A 23,943-nucleotide genomic window follows, 5' to 3' on the forward strand; every position below is an offset into this window, starting at 1 on the left:
CGAATTGATTCGCGATCTGACAGATTTCATCCACGCATGGCGTGGATCTACCGACCGTCCCGCCAAGCCATCAGCAATCCAGAGCCGCTTTGGCTGTTGCTGTTGAGGCTGCCGGCCAGCGCCGGCACCACCGCGGGTGCAGGGCGCAGCCCTGCCGAACCCCCTCTACTTGACCTGCACGTCGATCACGCCGTCGCCGACGCGGGCCTGCAGTGCGTCACCGGGCCGCACCTGATCGACCTGGCGTACCAGCGTGCCATCGTCGCTGCGGGTCAGGATGCTGTAGCCGCGGGCCACGGTGGCCAGCGGGCTGACCGCTTCCAGCGAGCGGGCCAGCCCGCGCAGGCGCAGCGCGTCACGTTCCAGCCGCCGCTGCAGGGCCGCCTGCGGCCGCCCACGCAGGGCGGCCAGGCGACGCTGCATCGCGTCCAGCTGGCGCTGCGGATGATGCCCACGCAGTACCGCAGACGCGTGACGCAGGCGCGCGGCACGGCGCTCCTGCTGCTGGTTGAACGCGGCATGCAGGCGCCGGCCCAGATCCAGCTGGCGGCGGCGCAGCAGATCCAGCCGCGCCTGCGGGCTCTGGGCATTCAGGCGCAGCAGGGCGCGATCGGCGCGCTGCATGGCCTGCTGCATCGCATGCCGTTGCAGCTGCACCATGCGCGCGGCCGTGCGGCGCAGGCGCAGCGCCAGTTCGCGCTGGTCCGGGACCAGCAGCTCGGCCGCCACCGATGGCGTCGGTGCGCGCAGGTCGGCGGCGAAGTCGCTGAGGCTGAAGTCGGTTTCGTGGCCCACCGCCGATACCACCGGCGTGCGGCTGGCGGCGATCGCACGGGCCAGGGCTTCGTCATTGAACGCCCACAGGTCTTCCAGCGAACCGCCGCCGCGGGTCAACAGGATCACGTCATAGCGGCCACTGGCGTCGGCAGCCTGCAACAGCCGGGTGATCTGCGCCGCGGCGCTGCTGCCCTGCACCAGGGTCGGCAGCAGGTCGACCTCCAACAGCGGGAAACGGCGGCCGAGCACGCTCAGCACGTCGCGCACGGCGGCGCCGGTGGGCGAGGTGATCACGGCCAGGCGCTGCACGTGCGCCGGCAGCGGGCGCTTGCGTGCCGGGTCGAACAGGCCTTCGGCTTCCAGGCGTGCCTTCAGCTCTTCGAACGCGCGGCGCAGCGCACCTTCGCCGGCTTCCTCCATGTGGTCCAGCACCATCTGGTACTCGCCACGCGCGTCGTACAGGGTCACCTTGCCGCGCACCAGCACGCGCATGCCTTCGCGCGGCACGAACTTCAGGTACTGCGCCTTCATCCGGAACATTGCCGCGCGCAGCTGCGCACGCGCGTCCTTCAAGGTTAAATACAGATGCCCGGAGGCAGGACGCGCCACGCTGCCCAGTTCGGCCTCGACCCAGATCGCCGGGAAGCTGCCTTCCAGCAGGTCGCGCGCCAGGGTGTTGAGCTGGCTGGGGGTGAAGATGTCGTTGTTGCGTGGCTGCATGGGAACGGCGTGCTGCAGGTGGACCGGGGCTTCAGGATCGCACGTCAGCGCACCGTGTGCTGGTCCAGCGCCCATTGCACGTGTTCGCGCACCAGCGGCGAGGGATCATCGGCGCGGGTGTGCAATGCGGCCAGCGCTTCGGCCGAGGACGGTGCATTGCCCAGCGCCACGGCGATGTTGCGCAGCCAGCGCTCATGGCCGCTGCGCCGGATCGGGCTGCCTTCGGTGCGGCGCAGGAACTCGCCTTCGTCCCAGGCGAACAGCTGGTCCAGCCGCGCGCTATCGAGGTTGTTGCGCGCGCGGAAATCGGCTTCGTCGGTGCGCTTGGCGAACTTGTTCCAGGGGCACACCAGCTGGCAGTCGTCGCAGCCGTAGATGCGGTTGCCGATCAACGGCCGCATGTCTTCGGGAATGGCACCGTCGTGTTCGATGGTCAGGTAGGAAATGCAGCGCCGCGCGTCCAGCCGCTGCGGGCCGGTGATGGCCTGGGTGGGGCAGACATCGATGCAGCGCGTGCAGGTGCCGCAGTGCGCGGTGGCCGGCGTGTCGATCGGCAGCGGGATGTCGATGTAGATCTCGCCGATGAAGAACCAGGAACCGCCATGGCGGTCGATCAGGCAGGTGTGTTTGCCGATCCAGCCGAGACCGGCGTTGCGGGCCAGTGCGCGCTCCAGCACGGGGGCCGAATCGACGAACACGCGGTAGCCCAGTGGCGCCACTTCGTCGTTGATCTGCGTCGCCAGCTTCTGCAGGCGGTTGCGCATCAGCTTGTGGTAGTCGCGGCCCAGCGCGTAACGCGCCACGTAGGCGCGGCCCGGGTCGGCCAGCGTCGCCCAGGCCTCGGTGTCGTCCTTGTGGCTGTAGTCCATGCCCACCGAGATCACCCGCACGGTGCCGGGCAACAGTTCGGCGGGGCGTGCGCGCAGAGTGCCGTGGCGCGCCATCCAGTCCATCGTGCCGTACAGGCCCTGGCCCAGCCAGTCGGCCAGGTGCGCTTCATCCTCGCCCAACTCGATGCCGGCGATGCCGCAGCGCTGGAAACCATGCGCGCGGGCCAGTGCGCGGATGCGCTGCACGGCCTGGGCCGGATCGACGGGGGCGGGGGCGGGGGACATGTGCACCAGTATAAAATCCCTGCATGGCCAACCTTGCCGATCTGTTCGATTCCGCTGCCGCGCGTGCGCTCGATGCGCAGGCCTCGGCGCTGGCCGCCGAAGGCGGCTGGGACCTGATGTCACAGGCCGGCCAGGCCGCTTGGCAGTGCCTGTTGCAGCACTGGCCGCAGGCGCAGCGGATCGGCGTGGTGGTCGGTGCGGGCAACAATGGCGGCGACGGCCTTGTGCTGGCCCGCCACGCGCTGCAGGCCGGGCGCGAGGTGAGGGTGGTCGCCCTGCCGGGCAGGCCGCCATCGACTGCGCTGGCACAACGTGCAGCATCGGACTTCAGCGCCGCAGGCGGCTCGGTCATCGATTTCGACGGTGCGCTGCCGCAGGCCGATATCTGGGTCGATGCCCTGTTCGGGCTGGGCTTCGATCGCGCGCCAGAGGGTTCGGCGCAAGCGCTGATTGTCGCGCTCACTACGCAGGCGGCGCCGGTGCTGGCGCTGGATGTCCCCAGCGGCGTCGACGCCGACCGGGGGGCGGTGCCGGGCGTGGCGGTACGTGCGGCGTTGACCCTGCAGTTCATCGTGGCGCATCGCGGGCTGTACACCGGTAACGCGCTGGATCATTGCGGGCAGAAGCACCTGGCGCCGTTGCAGGTGCCTGCCGCCGCCTGGCAGGGCGTGGCACCCGCTGCAGAGCACTGGACGCAGGCGCGCCTGCCGGCCCTGTTGCCGCCGCGCCGTGCCAATACCCACAAGGGCGAATCCGGGCACGTGCTGTGCGTGGGCGGCAACCATGGCAGCGGCGGCGCCATCGCGATGGCGGCCGAAGCCGCGTTGCGCGCAGGTGCGGGGCTGTTGAGCCTGGGGACCCGCCGCGACCACGTGGGGCCGCTGCTGGCGCGGCTGCCCGAAGCGATGACCCATGCGCTGGAAGACGGCGATGCACTGCCGGCCTTGCTGGACAAGGCGAAGGTGGTGGCGATCGGACCCGGGCTGGGCCAGGACGAATGGGCACGCGCCCTGTTTGCGTGCGTGCTGGCCAGCCCCCGCCCCCTGGTGCTCGATGCCGACGCCCTGAACCTGCTGGCACAGGACCCGCGCGCCTTGCCCGCTGCCATTCTCACGCCGCACCCGGGGGAGGCCGCGCGGCTGCTCGGTTGCAGCACCGCCGATGTCCAGTCCGACCGCTATACCGCAGCGCAGGCGCTCGCCGAGCGCTTCCACGCGGTGGTCGTGCTGAAGGGGGCCGGCAGCATCGTGGCGGCGCCTGGCCAGAGGCCACGGTTGATTGCCGCCGGCAACCCCGGCATGGCCGTCGGTGGCATGGGCGACCTGCTCACCGGCATCATCGCCAGCCTGCGCGCCCAGGGCCTGGCAGCGTTCGATGCGGCTGCTGCGGGTGCCTTGCTGCACGCACTGGCCGGCGACAGGGCTGCCGCTGACGGTGCGCGTGGCCTGCTTCCTACTGACCTGCTGGCGCCGCTGCGGCGACTGGCCAACCCGGAACTCTCGCCATGACCGATTTCTTCCTTGCCGACAGCGATGCCACCGAACTGCTCGGGCAGTGGCTGGCGGCGACCCGCCCGCCGCAGGCGCTGGTCGAACTGCGCGGCGACCTGGGGGCCGGCAAGTCCACCACGGCCCGCGCGCTGCTGCGCGCGCTGGGCGTGCAGGGCGCCATCCGCAGCCCCACCTACACCCTGGTCGAGCGCTATCCGCTAGCCACCGGTGGTGAGGCCTGGCACCTGGACCTGTACCGCATCGGCCAGGCCGGTGAGCTGGATTTCCTCGGCCTGGACGAAGGCAGCGCGGTGCTGTGGCTGGTCGAATGGCCCGAGCGGGGCGCCGGTGCGCTGCCGCCAACCGACCTGGTGGTGGCGCTGGAGATCGAAGGAACGGGGCGTCGCGTCCGTCTCACTGGGGCCAGCGACGTGGGTCGTGAATGGCTCACGCGGCTGCCCAGCGGTGGTGACTTGCAGGCCATTTCTGTCGGCTGACGAGAACAAACATCGGCAGGTTACGGATTATTAAGGAAAAAGGTGTTGCATTCCGTTCAGCGCGGTGATTGAATCCTGAGCCATGCGCCCGGGGAACCGTCTCATCGCCATCTGTGCCGCCGTCGGACTGGGTCTGACGAGCGTCAGTGCGTGGGCGGGCGAAGTCCGCCAGGTGCTGCTGAATACCGGCGCCACCGGCACCCGCGCGGAGATCTCGCTGGTGGGCAGTGGCGGCTACAAGACCCTGTCGCTGGCCAGCCCGAACCGCCTGGTGGTCGATTTCCCCGACTCCAGCGCGATACGCAACCTGAAGATGCCGGCCGCGCAAGGCGTGGTCACGGCGGTGCGTACCGGGCAGCCGGTTCCGGGGACGTTCCGTGTCGTCTTTGACCTCGCCGAATCGGTGGCGCCGTTCCGCCCGCAGATGCAGCGCGAGGGCAATGAATCCAAGCTGGTGATCGAATGGCCGGGTGATGGCCCGGCCGTGGCCGCCAGCCGCCCGGCGGCAACGCCGGCCGTGCACTCGCAGGCGCCTGCTGCGGGGGCCGCGCCCGCACCCGCTCCGGCCGCGTCCAGCCCGGTTGCCAACGCTTCGTCGCGTACCGATGCCGCACGTGCCACCGCGCTGCTGACCGCGCAGGTCCAGCAGCAGGCCAGCGCCACGGCCGCCGCACCGGCCGCGCCGACGCCGGCACCGTCCACCGCGCCGGCCCAGGTCGCTGCGGCCGGGGTCACGGCCAGCAGCAGCCCTTCGTCGTCCCCGGCCGCGATCCTCGCCGGCCAGCGCACCGCTGCGGTGGTAACCACGCCGCCGTCCACGGTTCCGGCACCGGCGCCGACGCCGACGCCGGTCGAGCCGCCGCGTCCGGCCATGCCCAGCGATGCCTCGCGCATCCGCATGCAGCCGGGCATGCGCCACCTGGTGGTGGCGATCGATCCCGGTCACGGTGGCCAGGACCCGGGCGCGATCGGCCCGACCGGCAAGCGTGAGAAAGACGTCACCCTGGCGGTGGCACGCGAACTGGCCCGGCAGGTCAACGCCACGCCGGGCCTGAAGGCCTACCTGACGCGCGACAGCGACGTGTTCATTCCGCTGCCGATGCGTGCGCAGAAGGCGCGCGCCAACAAGGCCGACATCTTCATCTCGATCCACGCCGATGCGGCCGAGAACCGATCCGCCACCGGCTCGTCGGTCTACGTGCTGTCGACCAAGGGTGCGTCTTCGCAGCGCGCCCGCTGGCTGGCGGACAAGGAAAACGCGGCCGACCTGGTCGGCGGCGTGCGCCTGCAGCAGACCGAGGGCACCCTGGCCAACGTGCTGCTGGATCTGGCGCAGAGCGGCTACATGAAGGCGTCGGAAGACGCGGCCGGTCATGTGCTGGGTGGCCTGAAGCGGATCGGCAACAACCACAAGCCGAACATCGAGCGCGCCAACTTCGCCGTGCTGCGCACGTCGGACATGCCGGCGATGCTGGTGGAAACCGCGTTCATCTCCAATCCGGATGAAGAGCGCCGCCTGATGGACCCGGCCTACCAGCGCAAGGTCGCGGGCGCGGTGCTGGATGGCGTGCACACCTTCTTCAGCCGCCAGCCGCCGCCGGGTACGCTGTATGCCGCCCGCGCCCAGGCCGAGATCGACGCGGCCGGCACCATGGCCGGCGGCAGCAAGTAACCCGCCGACGGCGGGTTACTGCTTTCTGTAGCGTCGACTGTCACTCGACGACGCGCGCAGCGCGGGGGCGGTGCCCGGCGAAGAGCAGTCGACTCTACGTGCGCAGCCTCCGCTATCATCGACCCATGAAGTCTGCTGCCCATCACCACCCATGAGTGCGCCCGGTCCGCGTCCGATCCGGCCGTTGCCGGACATCCTGATCAACCAGATCGCCGCTGGCGAAGTGGTCGAACGGCCCGCGTCGGTGGTTAAGGAGCTGGTCGAGAACGCGATCGACGCGGGCGCCAGCCGCGTTGATATCGATCTTGAAGAGGGCGGCGTGCGCCTGATCCGCATCCGTGACAACGGCAGCGGCATCGCGCCGGAACAACTGCCGCTGGCGGTGTCGCGGCATGCCACCAGCAAAATCGCCGACCTGGACGATCTCGAATCGGTGGCCACGCTCGGCTTCCGGGGTGAAGCGCTGCCGTCGATCGCGTCGGTCAGCCGCTTCACCCTGTGCTCGCGCCGCGCGCACGACGAGCACGGCTCGGCGCTGCAGATCGAAGGCGGCAAGATCGGCGAGGTGACGCCCCGCGCGCATGCGCCGGGCACCACCGTCGAAGTGCGCGAACTGTTCTACAACGTGCCGGCGCGGCGCAAGTTCCTGCGCGCCGAGCGCACCGAACTGGGCCATATCGAAGAATGGCTGCGGTCGCTGGCGCTGGCGCGGCCGGATGTCGAACTGCGCGTGTCGCACAACGGCAAGGCCTCGCGCCGCTACAAGCCGGGCGATCTGTATTCCGACGCGCGCCTTGCCGAAACGCTGGGCGAGGATTTCGCCAACCAAGCGGTGCGCGTGGACCACAGCGGCGCCGGCCTGCGCCTGCACGGCTGGATCGCGCAGCCGCACTATTCGCGCGCCAGCGCCGACCAGCAGTACCTGTATGTCAACGGCCGTTCGGTGCGTGACCGCAGCGTGGCCCACGCGGTGAAGATGGCCTACGGCGACGTGCTGTACCACGGCCGCCAGCCGGCCTATGTGCTGTTCCTCGAGCTGGACCCGACCCGCGTCGATGTCAACGTGCATCCGGCCAAGCACGAGGTGCGCTTCCGCGATTCGCGGCTGGTCCATGACTTCGTCTATCGCACGTTGAAGGATGCACTGGCCGATACCCGCGCTGGCATGTCGGCGCAGGAGATCGGTGCCGGTGCTGCGCAGCCGGTGGATGCCACGGCCGTGCCCACCGCATCGGGCGCCTCCGCATCGGGCGCCTCCGCTTTCGGGCTGGTGCGCGGCCCGGCACCCGGGGCTGGCTCCGGTGGAGGCGGTGGTGGCTTTTCCGGATGGCGACCGCAGCAGCCGCTGGGCCTGCAGGTGGCCGACGCGCCGGCTGCCTATGCGGCGCTGTATGCCACGCCGGCAGGCGCCGAACGTGCAGTGGCACTGCCGCCGATGCCGAGCGAGAACGGGTTGCCGGTAACCAGCGCCGATGCGGGCGTGCCGCCGCTGGGCTATGCGATCGCGCAGCTGCACGGCATCTACATCCTGGCCGAGAACGCCGAAGGCCTGATCGTGGTCGACATGCATGCGGCCCACGAACGCATCGGCTACGAGCGCCTGAAGAACGCGCACGATGGCATCGGCCTGCAGTCGCAGCCGCTGCTGGTGCCGATCACCCTGGCGGTGGGCGAGCGCGAGGCGGATACCGCCGAAAGCGAAGCCGAAACCCTGGCGGCGCTCGGCTTCGAGGTGACCCGTGCCGGCCCCGGTTCGCTGCATGTGCGCAGCATTCCGGCGCTGCTGGCGCATGCCGAACCGGAAGGGCTGCTGCGCGACGTGCTGACCGACCTGCGTGAGCATGGGCAGAGCCGCCGCGTGGCCAGTGCCCGCGACGAACTGCTGTCGACCATGGCCTGCCATGGCGCGGTGCGCGCCAACCGGCGCCTGACCGTGCCGGAAATGAACGCGCTGCTGCGCGACATGGAGATCACCGAGCGGTCCGGCCAGTGCAACCACGGCCGGCCCACCTGGGCCCGTTTTTCGCTGGCGGAGATCGACCGCTGGTTCCTGCGCGGACGTTGAGGGGAGCATCGATGCGTTATCGGGGAATGGCGGGCCTGCTGGCCGCCTGGATGTTGGCCGCCTGCAGCCCGGCGCCGCCGGCGGCGCCAGCGGTCACTGAAGATCCGGCCTACGCGGCCGCGCAGCAGCAATGGCGCGTGGCGCGCTACCAGGACCTGACCCGGCCCGATGGCTGGACGGCGCTGGTGGGCCTGCACTGGCTGCAGAACACGTCGCACTTCGTCGGCAGTGGCGCGACCAATGGCATCCGCCTGGCGGTCGGACCGGACAAGCTGGGCCTGCTGCGCCGCGAGGGCACGCAGTGGTGGTTCACGCCAGAGACCGGCGTCGACGTCAGCCATGAGGGCCAGCCGGTGCGCGGCCGCATCCGCGTCGACACCGACAAGGACGCGCGGCCGACACTGCTGGCGTTCGATGGCGGCAAGGGCCAGCTCAGCATCATCCGTCGCGGGCCGCGTGATGCGCTGCGGGTCAAGCACGCCGATGCGGCGGCGCGCCGTGATTTTGCCGGCCTGCAGTATTGGCCGGGCGGGGCGGACTGGCAGGTGCAGGCGCGCTTCATCGCGCATCCGCCGGGCAAGACGATCCCCATCGTCGACATCACCGGCTTGACCACCGAGATGCCCAACGCTGGCGCGGTCGAGTTCGAGCGCGACGGTCGCAGCTGGCGCCTGGAAGCCATCGGTGCGCCCGGGCAGCCGCTGTTCCTGATCTTCGCCGACCGCACCAGCGGCCACGGCAGTTATCCGGCCGGTCGCTACCTGGATACCGATGCACCCGCCGCCGACGGCACGCTGCGCATCGATTTCAACCATGCCTACAACCCGCCGTGCGCGTTCACCGCCTACGCCACCTGTCCGCTGGCACCGCCGGAAAACCGGCTGGACCTGCGCGTGGAAGCGGGCGAAAAGGCGTACCACCTGCCTGAAGGAGAAGGCTGACGATGCCGATCAACCACGTGTTCCGTGCCGCGCTGCTGCTGGCGGCCTGCGCGGTAGCCCCCCTGGCCGCCGCCCGCGATGCCCAGGCCGCCCCTGCGGCGGCCGCGACCGCAACGGCGGCCAAGCCGCCCGTGCCGCTGTTGTGGAAAGTCACCGGCCCGGGCGATGCCCGCGTGTACCTGCTGGGGTCGTTCCACCTGCTGAAACCGCAGGACTACCCGCTGTCGCCCGATGTCGAACAGGCATTCGAGGCCTCGCAGCGGGTGGTGTTCGAGCTGTCGCCGGAAGACATGCAGTCGCCACAGCTGGCCAGCCGCATGGTGCAGGCCGCGACCCGCACCGATGGCAGCGAGCTCAAGCGTGATCTGGATGCGGCGACCTGGCAGAAGCTGCAGGCCTTCGCTGCCCAGAACCAGTTGCCGCTGGCGCAGATGCAGGGCATGAAGCCCTGGTTCGTCGGCCTGAGCATTTCGGTCGGGCAGATGCAGAAGCTGGGCCTGGACCCGGCGCTGGGCCTGGACCGCCACTTCATGGAGCGTGCGCAGAAGACGGGCCGCAAGACGGCGGGCCTGGAGGACATCGATACCCAGATCGGCATGCTCGACGGGATGACCGTGCAGGAGCAGCGGCAGATGCTGGCCGAAGCGCTGGACCAGGCCGGCAAGGCCGATGAGCAGGCGCGGCTGCTGCATGATGCATGGCGCCGCGGCGACGAGCGCCTGCTGTGGACCAAGATGGCCGCCGAAATGCGCCAGCAGTATCCGCAGCTGTACCAGCGCATCAACACCGGGCGCAATGATGCCTGGATACCCAAGCTGCAGCCGTACCTGCAGGCCGGGCAGGGCGGTACGCTGGTGGTGGTCGGCACGCTGCACCTGCTGGGCAGTGATGGCGTGGTCGAGAAGCTGAAGGCGAAGGGCTACAAGGTCGAGCGGGTGTGTACCGCATGCAGGGCGAAACGCTGACGCATCGTTGGCATGGTTCCAAGCAAAACGGCGCGCCAGGGGCGCGCCGTTTTCGTTCCCGCCGGTGCTGCAGCTCAGCGGCGGGTCTTGCCGCCGGTGCCGGTGCCCGGTTCGCCGGGCTTGTTGCCGGTGCCGGTTCCCGTTCCGGTGCCGCCCGGGCGCGGGCCGCCGAAGCCGCTGCCCATGCTGCGCTGGAATTCCTGCCACAGCTCCAGGTTGCGCTCGGTCAGCTGGTTCATCATCGCCCACGGGGTCTGGCCCAGCAGGTTGCCCATCTGCTGGCGGAACTGCTGCTGCTGGTCGAGGAAAACCTGCATGCTGCGCTCCAGGTAGTTGCCCATGAAGCCCTGCAGGGAATCGCCATAGAAGCGGATCAGCTGGCTCAGCAGCTGGGTGGACAGCATCGGTTCGCCGTCCTGCTCCTGGTCGGCGATGATCTGCAGCAGGACCGAACGGGTGAGGTCGTCGCCGCTCTTGGCGTCGCGGACTTCGAAGTCCTCGCCGTCCAGGATCAGCTGGCGCACGTCCTCGATGGTGATGTAGCTGGAGATCTCGGTGTCGTAGAGACGGCGGTTCGGATACTTCTTGATGATGCGGGTCGCAGCCATTGAAGCGGTCACTCGTCACAGTAGGTGCGCAGCATGGCGCAGTGCAGCAGCCGTTGCAACCGCCCCAGCCCCCGCCAGGCTTGGCTTTCAGGCTCGATCATGTTGCGCAGCAAGGGTTTGCGTGCTGCGCAGCATGGCCTGTGGCAGGGGCCGGCAGCAGTGGCCGCCAGGCCCCCTGCGCGGCTTACCAGCCCATGTGGTGGCCGCCGTTGATGTCCAAGTTGCTGCCGGTGATCCACGAGGCTTCGTCGGCCACCAGGAAGGACACGCCATAGGCGATTTCCTCGGGCTTGCCGAGGCGCCCGGTCGGGATGTCGGCGATGATCTTGGCGCGCACGTCCTCCGGAACCGCCATCACCATGTCGGTGGCCACGTAGCCGGGCGAAATGGTGTTGACGGTGATGCCGAAGCCGGCGTTCTCGCGGGCAAGCGAGATGGTGAAGCCGTGCATGCCGGCCTTGGCCGCCGCGTAGTTGGCCTGGCCGTACTGGCCTTTCAGGCCGTTGATCGAGCTGATCTGGATGACCCGGCCCCAGCCGCGGCGGCGCATGCCCTCGATGACCGGACGGGTGACGTTGAACACCGAGTTGAGGTTGGTGTTGATCACATCGTGCCACTGGTCCGCGCGCATGCGGTGGAACGTGGTATCGCGGGTGATGCCAGCGTTGTTGACCAGGATCTCGACCGGGCCCAGCTCGGCCTCGACCGCGCGCACCAGCGCTTCGGCACTGTCCGGATCGGAGACATCGCCCGGGAAGATCGCCACGTGGTAGCCGCGCTCGGTCATCGCCTGCTGCCAGGCGCGGGCCTTGGCCTCGTCGCGGTAGTTGGTGGCGACCCGGTGGCCCTGGTCGGCCAGGCGTTGGCAGATGGCGGTACCGATGCCGCCGGTTCCGCCGGTGACCAGTGCGACGCGAGATGTCATGGAGTGCTGTCCGGGTATCAGGTGGGGGAAGGGGGATTCTGCAACATCGGCGCGGAAAGTGCGCCGGCCGGCGGCAGGCCCGTTCCCATCAGGATGTCGGTGCGCGGCAGCCGCGCCGGGTCGAAACGCCGTTGGGCCGTGGCCAGCAGCGTGTCCAGGTCGTGCGCATGCTGCAGTGCGTCCGGTGCCTGTCCCAGCAGCTGCCAGAGCGCGCGCAGTACCGGCACCGGCTGTGTGCTGTCCACCGGCAGCGATGCCAGCGACTTGGACAGTTTGTGGCCGGTGGCATCGAGCAGCAGCGGCAGGTGCCAGTAGCGCGGCACCGCCAGCCCCAATGCCTGCTGCAACAGGATCTGCCGCGCTGTGGAGTCGAGCAGGTCGGCGCCGCGCACCACTTCGTTCACGCCCTGCGCGGCGTCATCGACCACCACGGCCAACTGGTAGGCCCAGCAACCGTCGGCGCGGCGCAGCACGAAGTCGCCGACGTCGGCATGCACGTCCTGTCGCTGCGGGCCACGCAGGCCATCATCGAAGTGCACGACGCTGCTCGGCGGCACGCGGAAGCGGACGGCAGGGTCCGGTCGCGGTTGCCGCGCAATGCAGCGGTGATGGATGCCGCCGTTGGCGGCCAGCTCGCTGCGGCTGCAGTGGCAGATGAAGGCCAGATCGCTGGCCAGCAGTACGTCCAGCGCAGCCTGGTAGGCCTCGCCACGCGCGCTCTGCCACAGGACCGGGCCGTCGTGGGCGAGGCCGAACGCGGCCAGCGCCTGCAGTTGTGACGCGGCGGCCCCGGGCACGGTGCGCGGCGGATCGACGTCTTCGATGCGCAGCCGCCACAGGCCGCCATGATGGCGCGCGAGCAGCCAGCTGCCGAAGGCGGCGAGCAGGGATCCGGGGTGGAGCAGGCCGGTCGGCGAGGGCGCGAAACGACCGCAGGGAATGGGGGAGGTCATGCTGGCTGAATCGTCGGTCAGGTTGGCGCTTGAATTCAAGCTGACCACGCCGCAAATTGACCGGTATCGACCCCTTCCGAGCCGGATTTTCCCATGTTTACCCGCATTGCCCTGTTCCTGGCGACCAACTTCGCGGTCCTGATTCTCGCCAGCATCGTGATGTCGTTGCTCGGGGTCAATCCAAGCCAGATGAGCGGCCTGTTGGTGATGGCCGCGATCTTCGGCTTCGGTGGCTCCTTCATCTCGCTGCTGCTGTCCAAGTGGATGGCCAAGCGCTCCACCGGTGCGGTGGTGATCACCGAACCGCGCAACCCGACCGAACGCTGGCTGCTGGCCACCGTCGAGCGCCAGGCCAAGGCGGCCGGCATCGGCATGCCGGAAGTGGCGGTCTATGACGGCCCGGAGATCAACGCCTTCGCCACCGGCGCCAACCGCAACAACGCGCTGGTGGCGGTGTCCACCGGCCTGCTGCACAACATGAGCGAGGACGAGGCCGAAGCGGTCCTGGGCCACGAGATCGCCCACGTCGCCAACGGCGACATGATCACCATGGCGCTGCTGCAGGGCGTGTTGAACACCTTCGTGATCGTGCTGGCCCGCGTGGTCGGCGGCATCATCGACAGCGCGCTGTCGGGCAACCGCGAAGGCGGCGGCCGTGGCTTCGCCTACTACATCATCGTGTTCGTGCTGGAGATGGTGTTCGGCCTGTTCGCGACGATGATCTCGATGTGGTTCTCGCGCCACCGCGAGTTCCGCGCCGATGCTGGCGGTGCCTCGCTGGCCGGCCGCCACAAGATGATCGCCGCGCTGGAGCGCCTGCAGCTCAACCACGGCCAGAGCACGCTGCCGACCCAGATCGCCGCCTTCGGCATTTCCGGTTCGACGGCCAAGAAGCTGTTCATGAGCCATCCGCCGCTGGAAGAGCGCATTGCCGCGCTGCGGGCGTCGACGGTGGCGTAAGCCTCGGCTTGCAGAGGAGTGAGAGACGCCCGGCTCCGTGCCGGGCGTTCTTGTTTGCGCGCCGACGCATGGGTGGCGCCGGGTACGACCCGGCAAGAGTCGTTTCCGCGACCGCGGAGGGGTGTCACTTTCTTTGCTCGTGCAAAGAAAGTAACCAAAGAAACACGCCGCCGGGGCGCGAGCCGACGTGCTGCGCACGCCGGTACCCTGCGCTCCTCGGTCCGTCGAGGGACGGTGCGGGAACTCGCTGCGCTCAGACACCCGCACCTCTTCGCCCTCGCCGGACCTGCGGTGCTCGGCTCGCTCAAGGCGGACCCAACGTCAAAGGCAAAAGCTGCCCCCTGTAGATCCGCGCCATGCGTGGATGCTCTTGCTGTTGATCTTGACCTTCCAGTCCGCCTTGAGCGAGCCGAGCATCGCAGGGGAATCAGGGGCGAAGAGGCGCCGGTGTTTGAGCGCAGCGAGTTCGGCGCCGTCCCCTGATTCTCCGAGAAGCACAGGGAACCGTCGCGTAGCGTCGGCTCGCGCCCCGGCGGCGTGTTTCTTTGGTTACTTTCTTTGCACGAGCAAAGAAAGTGACACCCCTCCGCGGTCGCGGAAACGAGTCCGCGCAAACGAAAACGGCACCCTCGCAGGTGCCGTCTCCATGAACCGCTTTACACGGAATCTCAGAACTTCGCGTCGAACTCCGCCGCGTAGCCAGTGTTCACCAGCACCTTCTGCAGCGACTCGGCCACCTTCAGGTTGCCGGCCACGATCTGGTGGGTCTCCGGACCACGGTTGTCCATGCGGCCCAGCGTCGCGCCCTTGAAGTCGCAGACCTTGCCGCCCGCCTCGCGGACCAGCAGCAGGCCGGCAGCGATGTCCCAGGCCTTCACGCCGGCTTCGAAGTAGGCGTCGGCGCGGCCGCAGGCCACGTAGGCCAGGTCCAGCGCCGCCGAGCCGGTGCGGCGGATGTCCTCGCCGTGCACCAGCAGGGCGTCGACCGCCTTCAGCTGGGCACTGGCGCGGCTGCGCTCGCGCGGGGCGAAGCCGGTGTGGATCATGGTGCCTTCCAGGTCCTTGCGCTCGGCCACGCGGATGCGGCGGTCGTTGAGCACGGCCCCGGCGCCGCGGCTGGCAGTGAACAGTTCATTGCGCAGCGGGTCGAAGATGACCGCGTCGGTCGGCTCGCCGTTCTCGACCAGCGCGATCGACACGCAGTAGTGCGGCACGCCGCGCAGGTAGTTGCTGGTGCCGTCCAGCGGGTCGATGACCCACATCTGGCGGCGCTCGCCCTGCACGCCACCTTCCTCACCGAAGATGCCGTAGTCCGGGTAGGCGCGCTTGAGTTCCTTGACGATCACCTTTTCCGCGTCCGCATCCACTTCGCTGGCGTAGTCCATCCGGCCCTTCTGCACCACGTTCAGTGCCTCGAGCTTGTTGATGTTGCGCAACAGGACGTTGCCGGCGAGGCGGGCGGCCTTGACCATGACGGTGACGGCGGGTTTCTGCATGGCGTGGGCTCCCGGAAAGGCAGAAGAGATGGACTGGCGGGGGAAAAGAGCGGGTCCGGCGCAGTGGCCGGCCGCACAGTTTACCATTGGTCATCGTCCAGCTCGACCTTTTCCCTGTTCATGTCCCAGTTTCCCGCCGCCACCCGCCTCCGATTCGTCCTGGTCGGTACCCAGCACCCCGGCAACATGGGCGCCGCCGCCCGTGCGCTGAAGACCATGGGCCTGGCCCGCCTGGTCCTGGTTGCCCCCGAAAAACCGCTGGACGAGGAGGCCTTCCGCCGCTCGGCCGGTGCCGAGGACGTGCTCGGCGACGCCCCGGTGGTGGCCACCCTGGCCGAGGCCGTGGCCGATTGCCGCCTGGTGCTGGGCTGTACCGCCCGTGCCCGCCGCGTGCAGCTGGAGGAGTACCTGCCGGCCGATGCCGCCGCCCGGGCGGTAACCAAGGCGGGCGAGGGGGCCGAGGTGGCGCTGGTGTTCGGCCGAGAGCGCACCGGGCTGACCAACGAAGAGCTGCAGCTCTGCCACGCGGCGGTGCATATCCCCTCCGACCCGGCGTTCAGCTCGCTCAATCTGGCGGCCGCGGTGCAGGTGCTGGCCTACGAAACGCGCATGCAGCTGCTGGGCGCGCAGCCGGCGGCCGGGGCCGAACCGGGCTTCCGCGAACAGGCGGCCAGCCACGAGCAGATGGAGAGCTTCTTCGCCCAGCTTGGCGACACGCTGGACGAGATCGATTTCCACAAGGGCCGGGCCCCGGAATCGGCGATGCGCAAGCTGCGCCGGCTGTTCCTGCGCAGCGAGCCGAGCGAGCAGGAAGTGCGCCTGTTGCGCGGCATCCTCGCCGACACCCAGCGCATGGCGCGACTGGCGCAGGCGGGCAACAAGGACAGCTGACGACGTTCTCATTTTTTCGGGTAGTCTGTCCGGATACCCAGGGGGGATGAAGCCTGTGTCGGGTCTGCGAAGGGCAGTGCAGAGGGGACTGCTGAGCCTGGTGATGATCCTGCTGGCCGGGACGGTGCATGCAGCACCGGATCCGGTGCTGGTGCTGGGCCGGATCAGTGATGATCCGCAGGCGCATTACGAGCAGCTGCAGCCCTTGCTGGACTATGTGGTGGCACGCATGCATGACGTCGGCATCACCGAAGGACGGATCCTGATGGCACGCGATCCACAGCAGATGGCCAGCTATCTGCGGCGGGGCCGGGTCGACTGGGTCACGGAAACGTCGGGCACGGCAGTGGCGCTGGGCCAGCGCAGTGGCGCACGGCCGCTGCTGCTGACCGAGCGCAATGGCGTGCGCCAGTACCAGACGGTGTTCTTCGTGCGCCGCGACAGTCCGATCCAGCAGCTCCAGGGGCTGCGCGGGCATCGCCTGGCGCTGCAGAACACAGCGTCGACCAGCGCCTACCTGGTGCCGGTGATGACGCTGCTGCAGCAGGGGCTGGCGCCGCAGATCCTGGCCGGCGTGTGGGACGTGCCGGGCCGGGACAGTGTGGGGTACGTGTTCGCGCGGAGCGAGTTGAACATCGCCACGTTCGTGCACAAGGGCATGGTCGAGGCAGGGGCGGTGAGCAGCGTGGACTGGAACGACGAGCGACGGGTGCCAGCGGCATTCCGGCGCGACTTCCGCGAGCTGCTGCGCACCGAACCCTACCCGCGGGCGGTGGAGATGGTCCGCGCCGACCTGGATCCGGCGGTGCGTGAGCGGCTGCGGGATGTCCTGCTGCAGGCGGCCAGCGACCCGCAGGCGCAGGGGGCGTTGCATCGGTTTTTCGGCACTTCGGGTTTCCACCGCGTCGATGCGCATGCGCAGCAGCGGCTGGATGAATTGAAACAAGGATTGACGCGCGTGCGGATGGAAGTGGAATGAAGTGGCTCGGCTCGGGAATGCAGGCCCGGTTCCTGCTCGCGATGGGCGGGGCGATGGTCGTGGTGGTGGCGATCCTGGCGGTGCTGCTGGGGCGGCAGGCGGCGATGCAGGGCGAGGTGCGCAACCTCAGCGGCGGCGTCATCCATGAACTGTTCGACCGCAGCGTGCGCAGCCGTGGCGAGGCCATGGCGCGCGAGCTGTCCGATGCACTGGCCAATCCGCTGTACTACCGCGACCTGGACCAGGTCGGTGCGCTGGTGCGCGGCACGGCACGGCAGCCGGTCGTGCGCTATGTGCTGGTGTTTGACGAGCGTGGGCGGCTGGTGCATGACGGCTCGATCGAAGTCTCCGGCTTCGGCCAGCCGATGACCGACCCGCTGGCCCCGAAGGCCGCAGGGGCGCAGGCGCTGGTGGTGCAGGAGTCGCCCAAGGTGCTGGACAACACCATGCCGATCATGGTCGGCAACCAGCGCATCGGTGGCGTGCGGGTCGGCATGGCGCTGGACGAGGTGCAGCAGCGCGAGCAGGCGGCCAATGCCACCCTCGGCGAACGCCTGCAGCAGGTCGGCAGCCGCCACCTGGGCTGGCTGCTGCTGATGCTGGGCCTGCTGGTGGTGATCGGGGTGGCGGTGATCTTGTACGTGCAGCGCACCCTGGTCACGCCGATCCGGGACCTGGCTGCGGCGGCACGCCGCATCGAGGCGGGCGACTACCAGGCGCCGCTGGCCGAGAACACCCGCAATGACGAGGTCGGCGAGCTGGTGCGTGGTTTTGCCCGCATGCGCGACGCCATCGCCCGGCATGACCGCGAGGTGCGGCGCATGGCCTATACCGACGCGCTGACCGGGCTGACCAACCGGTTGGCGTTCCGCGAGGCGCTGGACCATCGCCTGATGGCGGCGCGCGCGTCCAATCATCGGCTGGGCCTGCTGTTTGCCGATATCGATGATTTCAAGCGCGTCAATGACACCCTCGGCCATGAGGCCGGTGACGAAGCCCTGCTGCAGTTCGCGCAGCGCATCGGTCGCGCGGTGACCGAAGCCGGCGGCGATGAGGCACTGCTGGCGCGCTTCGGCGGCGACGAGTTCGTGATCCTGGTCGGCGAGGGCGACGTGGCCGCGAACGCGCGCCTGCTGGCCGAGGTGCTGGTGCGCGAGCTGGGCAAACCGCTGGTGGTGCAGGGCAGGGAGCTGTTCCTGGGGACCTCGATCGGCGTGACCCTGTTCCCGGACGACGCGGCCGATGCCACCACGCTGCTGAAGAACGGCGACATCGCCATGTACCAGGCGAAGATGGCCGGCAAGAACTGCTATCGCTACTACAGCCGGGCGATGGACCATGCGGTCGAGCGCCGCGTGCACATGGAGCAGGAGCTGCGCGGGGCCTGGGAGCGCGGCGAGCTGCGCCTGGCCTACCAGCCGATCTTCCGCATGCGCGACCGGCGGATGGTCGGTGTGGAGGTGCTGCTGCGCTGGCAGCATCCGACCCTGGGCACGATTCCGCCGTCGGTGTTCATCGAAGTGGCCGAGCAGAGCGGGTTGATCGAGATCATCGGCCCGAAGGTGCTGCGCGCGGCGTGCATGGAGGCCGCGCAGTGGCCGCGTGGCGCGGCCGGCGACGACCTGTTCGTCTCGGTGAACGTGTCGCCACGCCAGCTGCGCGGCGGTGAACTGCCGGCACTGGTCGCGCAATGCCTGCATGAGTCCGGGCTGCCGGCGTCGCGCCTGCATCTGGAGCTGACCGAAACCGCGGTGATCGGTGACGAGATGGTCGCCGCGCAGCTGCTGGACAAGCTGCACCGCACCGGCGTGAAGGTCTGGCTGGACGATTTCGGCACCGGCTTCTCCGGGCTCAGTCACCTGCGCCAGGTTCCCGTTGACGGCGTGAAGATCGACAAGAGTTTCGTGGCCGACATGCAGCGCGATCCCGACGACCTGGCCCTGACCACGGCCATCATCGCCATGGCCCACGCGCTGGGCATCACCGTGGTGGCCGAGGGCATCGAGCAGCAGGCGCAGTACGAACTGCTGGCGCAGCGCGGTTGCGACCTCGGCCAGGGCTACTGGCTCAGCCACCCGGTGACCGCCACCGAAGTGGTGCGGATGATCGAATCGGGCCTCTGACCGACGGTTGTTGTGTCGGGGTCAGATCCCTTTTCCGCAGGAAAAGGGATCTGACCCCCTGCGGAATTACACCGGGCGCTTGCTCGGATCGCCGGGCAGTTCGCGCACCAGCTTGGGAATCAGGTAACCGGACAGGCGTGCGGTCAGGCCGGCAATCAGCGCCTTGGCCCGGGCATCGTCCACTTCGAAGTGGGCCACGCCTTCGACCCGGTCCAGCTGGTGCAGGTAGTACGGCAGCACGCCGGCGGCGAAGCTGCGCTCGCTCAGGTCCTGCAGGGCCTGCACGCTGTCATTGACCCCGCGCAGCAACACCGCCTGGTTCAGCAGCTGGGCACCCAGGCCGCGCAGGCGGGCCATCGCCGCGTCCACGCTGGCATCGAACTCATTGGCGTGGTTGGCATGCACCACGATCGCCAGCGGCCACGGCAGGCTGCCCAGCCAGGAGACCAGTTCATCGTCCACGCGTTCCGGCAGCACGATCGGCAGCCGGGTGTGGATGCGCAGGCGGCGGATATGCGGGATGGCGCGCAGGGCGTCGGTCAGCTCGACCAGCTTGTGCGTGGCCAGCGACAGCGGGTCGCCGCCAGACAGGATCACCTCGTCGATGTCCGGATCGCCTGCGATGGCGGCCACCGCTTCCTGCCAGCCGCCCTTGGCGGCGTTCTCCGCGGCATAGTCGAAATGGCGGCGGAAGCAGTAGCGGCAGTTGATCGCGCAGCTGCCGGTGGCGACCAGCAGGGCGCGGCCGCGGTACTTCTGGATGACGCCGGTGGCCTTCCTGGCTGCACCATCGCCCACCGCATCGAAGCTGAATCCGGGCGCCGGACGCATTTCCTCGTCGATCGGCAGCACCTGGCGCAGCAGCGGATCGGCCGCGTCGCCGGGGCGCATGCGGGCCACGAAGCCTTCCGGAACGCGCAGCGCGAACTGGGCCATGGCCGCTTCCGAGACGCCCAGTGCCGCCGGGTCCAGCTGCAGCCGGGCCAGCAGGGCGTGCGGGTCGCGCAGCGCCTGGCGCCAGAGCTGCTGCCAGCGCGCGGGCGCACCGGGCGACTGGGGCCGGGGGAAGGCGGAAAGCTGCATGGAGAGGGGGCCTGCGGTTATCATGGGGGCAGAAAAACAGTCGCCCACCGGCATCCGGTGGGCTTTCCATTCTAACGGCTCGCCGCACCCGCGGCGTTTTTGCCACACAGGAGTTTACGCATGGCCAGCTACGGCATGAACGACGTCAAGAACGGGATGAAGATCCTGGTCAACAACCAACCGGCCGTCATCATCGACACCGAATACGTCAAGCCGGGCAAGGGCCAGGCCTTCACCCGCGTGAAGTACCGCCTGATCAAGGACGGCCGTACCCAGGAAGTCACCATGAAGTCGACCGACTCGCTGGATGCAGCCGACGTCGTCGATACCGACATGAACTTCATGTACAGCGACGGCGAATACTGGCACTTCATGGACCCGGAATCCTTCGAGCAGGTCCAGGCCACCAAGGCCGGCATGGGCGGCGCCGAGAAGTGGCTGAAGGGCGAAGAGTCCTGCGTGGTCACCCTGTGGAATGGCGAGCCGATCTTCGTGCAGCCGCCGAACTTCGTCGAGCTGAAGATCACCGAAACCGATCCGGGCGTCCGTGGCGACACCTCGGGCGGCGGCGGCAAGCCGGCGACCCTGGAAACCGGCGCCGTGGTGCGCGTGCCGCTGTTCGTCAACCAGGACGAAGTGATCCGCGTCGATACCCGTTCGGGCGAATACTCCGCACGCGTCAAGTAAGGTTCCGGCCACGGGCCGACCTTACGGTAGTGCCGGCCGCTGGCCGGGTACGCGCCATCGCATTCGCGCTGGCGCTCCCGTGATCTGCTTCGGCAGATCATGGGCCCCGCTTCACGAGTCTCCAGACCCCGCCGCTTCGCGGCAGCCCCTGACTCAGGGGCGTGTCCCCAGAAGTACCTCGCCGCCCCCCCAGCCAGTGAGCCCGCATGAGCGATAGCCCGCACCTCCCCGAAGCCTGCGACCTGCTCATCGAAGCCGGTTATGTCGTTCCGATCGAGCCGCATGCGGTGGTGCTGGAAGACCACGCCGTTGCCGTGCGTGGCAGCGAGATCGTCGCCATCCTGCCGCGTGCGGAAGCACGCGCACGCTTCCGCGCTGCGCAGGTGGTCAGCCGCCCCGAGGCTGCGCTGATGCCGGGCCTGGTCAACGCGCACACGCACAACCCGATGACCCTGCTGCGCGGCGTCGCCGACGACCTGCCGCTGATGACCTGGCTGCAGCAGCACATCTGGCCGGTGGAAGCGGCCGTGATCGGTCCTGAGTTCGTCGCCGACGGCACCACCCTGGCCATCGCCGAGATGCTGCGCGGCGGCACCACCTGCGCCAACGAGAACTACTTCTTCGGCGACGTGCAGGCCGCGGTCTACAAGAAGCACGGGTTCCGCGCGCTGGTCGGTGCGGTCATCATCGACTTCCCCACCGCCTGGGCCAAGACCGACGACGAGTACTTCGCCAAGGCCGGCGAACTGCACGACCAGTGGCGCACCGATCCGCTGATCGGCACCGCGTTCGCGCCGCATGCACCGTACACGGTCAACGATGCCAACTTCGAGCGGGTGCGGATGCTGTCCGACCAGCTCGACATGCAGGTGCACCTGCACACCCACGAGACCGCACAGGAAATCAACGATTCGATCAAGCTGCACGGCCAGCGCCCGCTGGCGCGGCTGGATCGGCTCGGCCTGGTCAACGACCGCCTGATCGCGGTGCACATGACCCAGCTGACCGATGCGGAAATCCACCTGTGCGCCGAGCGTGGCGTCAGCGTGGTGCATTGCCCGGAATCGAACCTGAAGCTGGCGTCCGGTTTCTGCCCGGCCTGTGCCCTGCAGCGCGCCGGCGTGAACCTGGCGATCGGCACCGATGGCTGCGCCAGCAACAACGACCTGGACATGTTCAGCGAGAACCGCACTGCGGCGATCCTGGCCAAGGCCGTGGCCGACGACGCCACCGCGCTGGACGCGGCGACCACGCTGCGCGCGTCCACGCTGGGCGGTGCCCGCGCGCTGGGCTTCGGTGACCGCATCGGTTCGATCGAAGTCGGCAAGCAGGCCGACCTGGTCTGCGTCGACCTGTCTGCGCTGGAAACCCAGCCGCTGCACAACGTGCTGTCGCAGCTGGTGTACGCCACCGGCCGCCAGCAGGTCAGCGACGTCTGGATTGCCGGCAAGCCGAAGCTGGTGCAGCGCGAACTGGTCGGCATGGACCTGCCGGGCATCATCGCCAACGCGCGCCAGTGGCGCGAGCGCATCCGCCATATCCGCGCCTGATCCCTGGCGCCGCAAGGACATCCCCCATGACTGCCCCCCACGCTTCCTCCAATTTCGATCAGGCCGAGCTGGACAAGTTCGCCGCACTGGCCAACCGCTGGTGGGATGCCGACGGCCCGCAGAAGCCGCTGCATGCGTTGAACCCGGTGCGCCTGCAGTACGTGGCCGACCGCGTGCCGCTGCGTGGCGCGCGCGTGCTCGACATCGGCTGCGGTGGTGGCCTGCTGAGTGAAGCGCTGGCCCAGGCCGGTGCCGACGTCACGGCCATCGACCTGGCCCCGGAACTGGTCAAGGTCGCGCGACTGCATGCGCTGGAAAGCGGCGCCCAGGTCGATTACCGCGTGCAGGCAGCCGAGGATCTGGCCGCCGAGCAGCCCGCCAGCTTCGACGTGGTGACCTGCATGGAAATGCTCGAGCACGTGCCCGATCCCGGCGCGATCATCGAGGCCTGCAAGCGCCTGCTGAAGCCGGGCGGGCATCTGTTCCTGTCGACCATCAACCGCACCGCCGCCGCGTTCGCGGTGGCGATCGTCGGCGCCGAGTACGTGGCCCGGCTGCTGCCCAAGGGCACCCACCACTACCAGGAATTCATCAAGCCGGCCGAGCTGGCGCGCTGGCTGCGCGAAGCCGACCTGCAGCTGGTGGACGTCAGCGGCATGGCCTACGAGCCGTGGCGCAACCATGCCCGCCTGAGCAGCCGCACCGACATCAACTACCTGGCCTACGCGGTCAAGCCGGCATGACCGCCGCCGGCTTTCCGCGCGCGGTGCTGTTCGACCTGGACGGCACCCTGCTGGACAGCGCACCGGATTTCGTCGCCACCTGCAACGCGATGCTGGCCGAACGCGGCCGTGCACCGGTCGATCCGGCGGTGCTGCGCCCGGTGGTCTCCAAGGGCTCGCGTGCGATGGTCGGGGCCGCCTTCCCGGACCTGGATGCCGCCGAGCGCGATGCGCTGATCCCGGAATTCCTGCAGCGCTACGAAGCGCTGATCGGCCAGCACGCGGTGCTGTTCGATGGCGTGGCCGGCATGCTCGCCGCGCTGGATGACGCCGGCACGGTGTGGGGCATCGTCACCAACAAGCCCGAGTACCTGGCACGCCTGATCCTGCCGCAGCACGGCTGGCAGCAGCGTTGCGCCGTGCTGGTGGGCGGTGACAGCCTGGCCGAGCGCAAGCCGCATCCGCTGCCGCTGCTGCACGCCGCGCAGGCGATTGCCGTTGCCGCCGAGGACTGCGTCTACGTGGGGGACGACGAGCGTGACATCATCGCCGCACGCGCGGCCGCGATGCCGTCGGTGGCGGCGCTGTGGGGCTACCGCCTGCACAGTGACGACCCGCTGGCGTGGCAGGCCGACGTGCTGGTCGAGAACGCCGAACTTCTGCAACTGGCCAGTCTCTGGCCGACCCGGCCGGCAGCCCCGGCCCAGCCGTAAGGAACCCCGTA

21 protein-coding genes are annotated in these 23,943 nt (G+C 69.1%); 14 read left to right on the forward strand and 7 right to left on the reverse strand.

The genetic code is table 11. The features are described from left to right. Window positions 1–165 precede the first annotated feature (165 nt). Both xseA and queG read right to left on the reverse strand, forming a co-directional pair. A complete protein-coding gene (gene xseA, locus AC5P9C_RS01390; RefSeq protein ID WP_343540870.1) occupies window positions 166–1,497 on the reverse strand; it encodes an exodeoxyribonuclease VII large subunit in 1,332 nt (443 codons plus the stop codon). Between the two features lie 44 nt (window positions 1,498–1,541). Then, on the reverse strand, window positions 1,542–2,612 hold the full coding sequence (gene queG, locus AC5P9C_RS01395) for a tRNA epoxyqueuosine(34) reductase QueG (RefSeq protein WP_053505956.1): 1,071 nt from the start codon (window positions 2,610–2,612) through the stop codon (window positions 1,542–1,544). Window positions 2,613–2,635: 23 nt separating this feature from the next. Here queG and AC5P9C_RS01400 point away from each other — a divergent pair, with 23 nt between their 5' ends. The 6 genes from AC5P9C_RS01400 (at window position 2,636) to AC5P9C_RS01425 (ending at window position 10,242) form a co-directional block, all read left to right on the forward strand. Continuing rightward, window positions 2,636–4,120: an NAD(P)H-hydrate dehydratase gene (locus AC5P9C_RS01400; protein ID WP_343540868.1), complete on the forward strand. Its 1,485-nt coding sequence runs from the start codon at window positions 2,636–2,638 to the stop codon at window positions 4,118–4,120. Beyond that, on the forward strand, window positions 4,117–4,599 hold the full coding sequence (tsaE, locus tag AC5P9C_RS01405; protein WP_053460923.1) for a tRNA (adenosine(37)-N6)-threonylcarbamoyltransferase complex ATPase subunit type 1 TsaE: 483 nt from the start codon (window positions 4,117–4,119) through the stop codon (window positions 4,597–4,599). The genes AC5P9C_RS01400 and tsaE overlap by 4 nt, the downstream gene beginning before the upstream one ends. Window positions 4,600–4,681: 82 nt before the next feature. Further along, window positions 4,682–6,271 carry an N-acetylmuramoyl-L-alanine amidase gene (locus AC5P9C_RS01410; protein WP_414615167.1) on the forward strand — a complete coding sequence of 530 codons (1,590 nt, stop codon included), beginning with the start codon at window positions 4,682–4,684 and terminating at the stop codon, window positions 6,269–6,271. Between the two features lie 151 nt (window positions 6,272–6,422). Next, on the forward strand, window positions 6,423–8,336 hold the full coding sequence (mutL, locus tag AC5P9C_RS01415) for a DNA mismatch repair endonuclease MutL (protein WP_049466756.1): 1,914 nt from the start codon (window positions 6,423–6,425) through the stop codon (window positions 8,334–8,336). Between the two features lie 11 nt (window positions 8,337–8,347). Continuing rightward, window positions 8,348–9,277 (forward strand): DUF1684 domain-containing protein, encoded by a 930-nt coding sequence (locus AC5P9C_RS01420; RefSeq protein ID WP_343543588.1) that lies wholly within the window; start codon window positions 8,348–8,350, stop codon window positions 9,275–9,277. A gap of 2 nt (window positions 9,278–9,279) precedes the next feature. Further along, the gene (locus AC5P9C_RS01425) at window positions 9,280–10,242 is read left to right on the forward strand and encodes a TraB/GumN family protein (protein WP_343543586.1); all 963 of its coding nucleotides are present in this window, start codon (window positions 9,280–9,282) and stop codon (window positions 10,240–10,242) included. A gap of 74 nt (window positions 10,243–10,316) precedes the next feature. Here the strand turns inward: AC5P9C_RS01425 and phaR are convergent, their stop codons facing one another. From phaR to gluQRS, 3 genes are all read right to left on the reverse strand, one after another. Further along, entirely contained in the window at window positions 10,317–10,850 is a 534-nt protein-coding gene (gene phaR / locus AC5P9C_RS01430; RefSeq protein WP_041864232.1) for a polyhydroxyalkanoate synthesis repressor PhaR, read from the reverse strand. A gap of 184 nt (window positions 10,851–11,034) precedes the next feature. Continuing rightward, window positions 11,035–11,775 carry a beta-ketoacyl-ACP reductase gene (locus AC5P9C_RS01435; protein WP_049466763.1) on the reverse strand — a complete coding sequence of 247 codons (741 nt, stop codon included), beginning with the start codon at window positions 11,773–11,775 and terminating at the stop codon, window positions 11,035–11,037. 17 nt (window positions 11,776–11,792) lie between these two features. Further along, window positions 11,793–12,728, reverse strand: a complete 936-nt coding sequence (gene gluQRS, locus AC5P9C_RS01440; protein WP_414615168.1) for a tRNA glutamyl-Q(34) synthetase GluQRS — start codon at window positions 12,726–12,728, stop codon at window positions 11,793–11,795. 93 nt (window positions 12,729–12,821) lie between these two features. Here gluQRS and htpX point away from each other — a divergent pair, with 93 nt between their 5' ends. Next, entirely contained in the window at window positions 12,822–13,688 is an 867-nt protein-coding gene (htpX, locus tag AC5P9C_RS01445) for a protease HtpX (protein ID WP_312557668.1), read from the forward strand. Window positions 13,689–14,356: 668 nt separating this feature from the next. Here htpX and AC5P9C_RS01450 read toward each other — a convergent pair. Beyond that, window positions 14,357–15,184 (reverse strand): inositol monophosphatase family protein, encoded by an 828-nt coding sequence (locus AC5P9C_RS01450; protein ID WP_049468091.1) that lies wholly within the window; start codon window positions 15,182–15,184, stop codon window positions 14,357–14,359. A 120-nt stretch (window positions 15,185–15,304) separates the two neighbouring features. Here AC5P9C_RS01450 and AC5P9C_RS01455 point away from each other — a divergent pair, with 120 nt between their 5' ends. The 3 genes from AC5P9C_RS01455 to AC5P9C_RS01465 all read left to right on the forward strand — a co-directional run bounded on the left by AC5P9C_RS01455 (window position 15,305) and on the right by AC5P9C_RS01465 (window position 19,177). Then, on the forward strand, window positions 15,305–16,075 hold the full coding sequence (locus AC5P9C_RS01455) for an RNA methyltransferase (protein WP_049468094.1): 771 nt from the start codon (window positions 15,305–15,307) through the stop codon (window positions 16,073–16,075). Window positions 16,076–16,178: 103 nt separating this feature from the next. After that, complete coding sequence (locus tag AC5P9C_RS01460) at window positions 16,179–17,054, forward strand: phosphate/phosphite/phosphonate ABC transporter substrate-binding protein (RefSeq protein WP_049468096.1); 876 nt, start codon at window positions 16,179–16,181, stop codon at window positions 17,052–17,054. Continuing rightward, complete coding sequence (locus AC5P9C_RS01465; protein ID WP_343542410.1) at window positions 17,051–19,177, forward strand: putative bifunctional diguanylate cyclase/phosphodiesterase; 2,127 nt, start codon at window positions 17,051–17,053, stop codon at window positions 19,175–19,177. Before AC5P9C_RS01460 ends, AC5P9C_RS01465 begins: the two co-directional genes overlap by 4 nt. 66 nt (window positions 19,178–19,243) lie before the next feature. Here AC5P9C_RS01465 and epmB read toward each other — a convergent pair whose 3' ends face one another. Continuing rightward, window positions 19,244–20,260, reverse strand: coding sequence for an EF-P beta-lysylation protein EpmB (gene epmB, locus AC5P9C_RS01470; RefSeq protein WP_053460914.1), 1,017 nt, complete (start codon window positions 20,258–20,260; stop codon window positions 19,244–19,246). A gap of 120 nt (window positions 20,261–20,380) precedes the next feature. Here epmB and efp point away from each other — a divergent pair, with 120 nt between their 5' ends. The 4 genes from efp to AC5P9C_RS01490 all read left to right on the forward strand — a co-directional run bounded on the left by efp (window position 20,381) and on the right by AC5P9C_RS01490 (window position 23,932). Then, on the forward strand, window positions 20,381–20,947 hold the full coding sequence (gene efp / locus AC5P9C_RS01475; RefSeq protein WP_005410381.1) for an elongation factor P: 567 nt from the start codon (window positions 20,381–20,383) through the stop codon (window positions 20,945–20,947). Window positions 20,948–21,153: 206 nt separating this feature from the next. After that, complete coding sequence (locus AC5P9C_RS01480; RefSeq protein ID WP_053460913.1) at window positions 21,154–22,497, forward strand: TRZ/ATZ family hydrolase; 1,344 nt, start codon at window positions 21,154–21,156, stop codon at window positions 22,495–22,497. Between the two features lie 26 nt (window positions 22,498–22,523). Next, on the forward strand, window positions 22,524–23,240 hold the full coding sequence (ubiG, locus tag AC5P9C_RS01485; protein ID WP_032956138.1) for a bifunctional 2-polyprenyl-6-hydroxyphenol methylase/3-demethylubiquinol 3-O-methyltransferase UbiG: 717 nt from the start codon (window positions 22,524–22,526) through the stop codon (window positions 23,238–23,240). Then, entirely contained in the window at window positions 23,237–23,932 is a 696-nt protein-coding gene (locus tag AC5P9C_RS01490) for a phosphoglycolate phosphatase (RefSeq protein WP_103281857.1), read from the forward strand. Before ubiG ends, AC5P9C_RS01490 begins: the two co-directional genes overlap by 4 nt. The last annotated feature ends 11 nt before the right edge of the window (window positions 23,933–23,943 follow it).

Source organism: Stenotrophomonas sp. YJH_SMC_10, assembly GCF_059371555.1.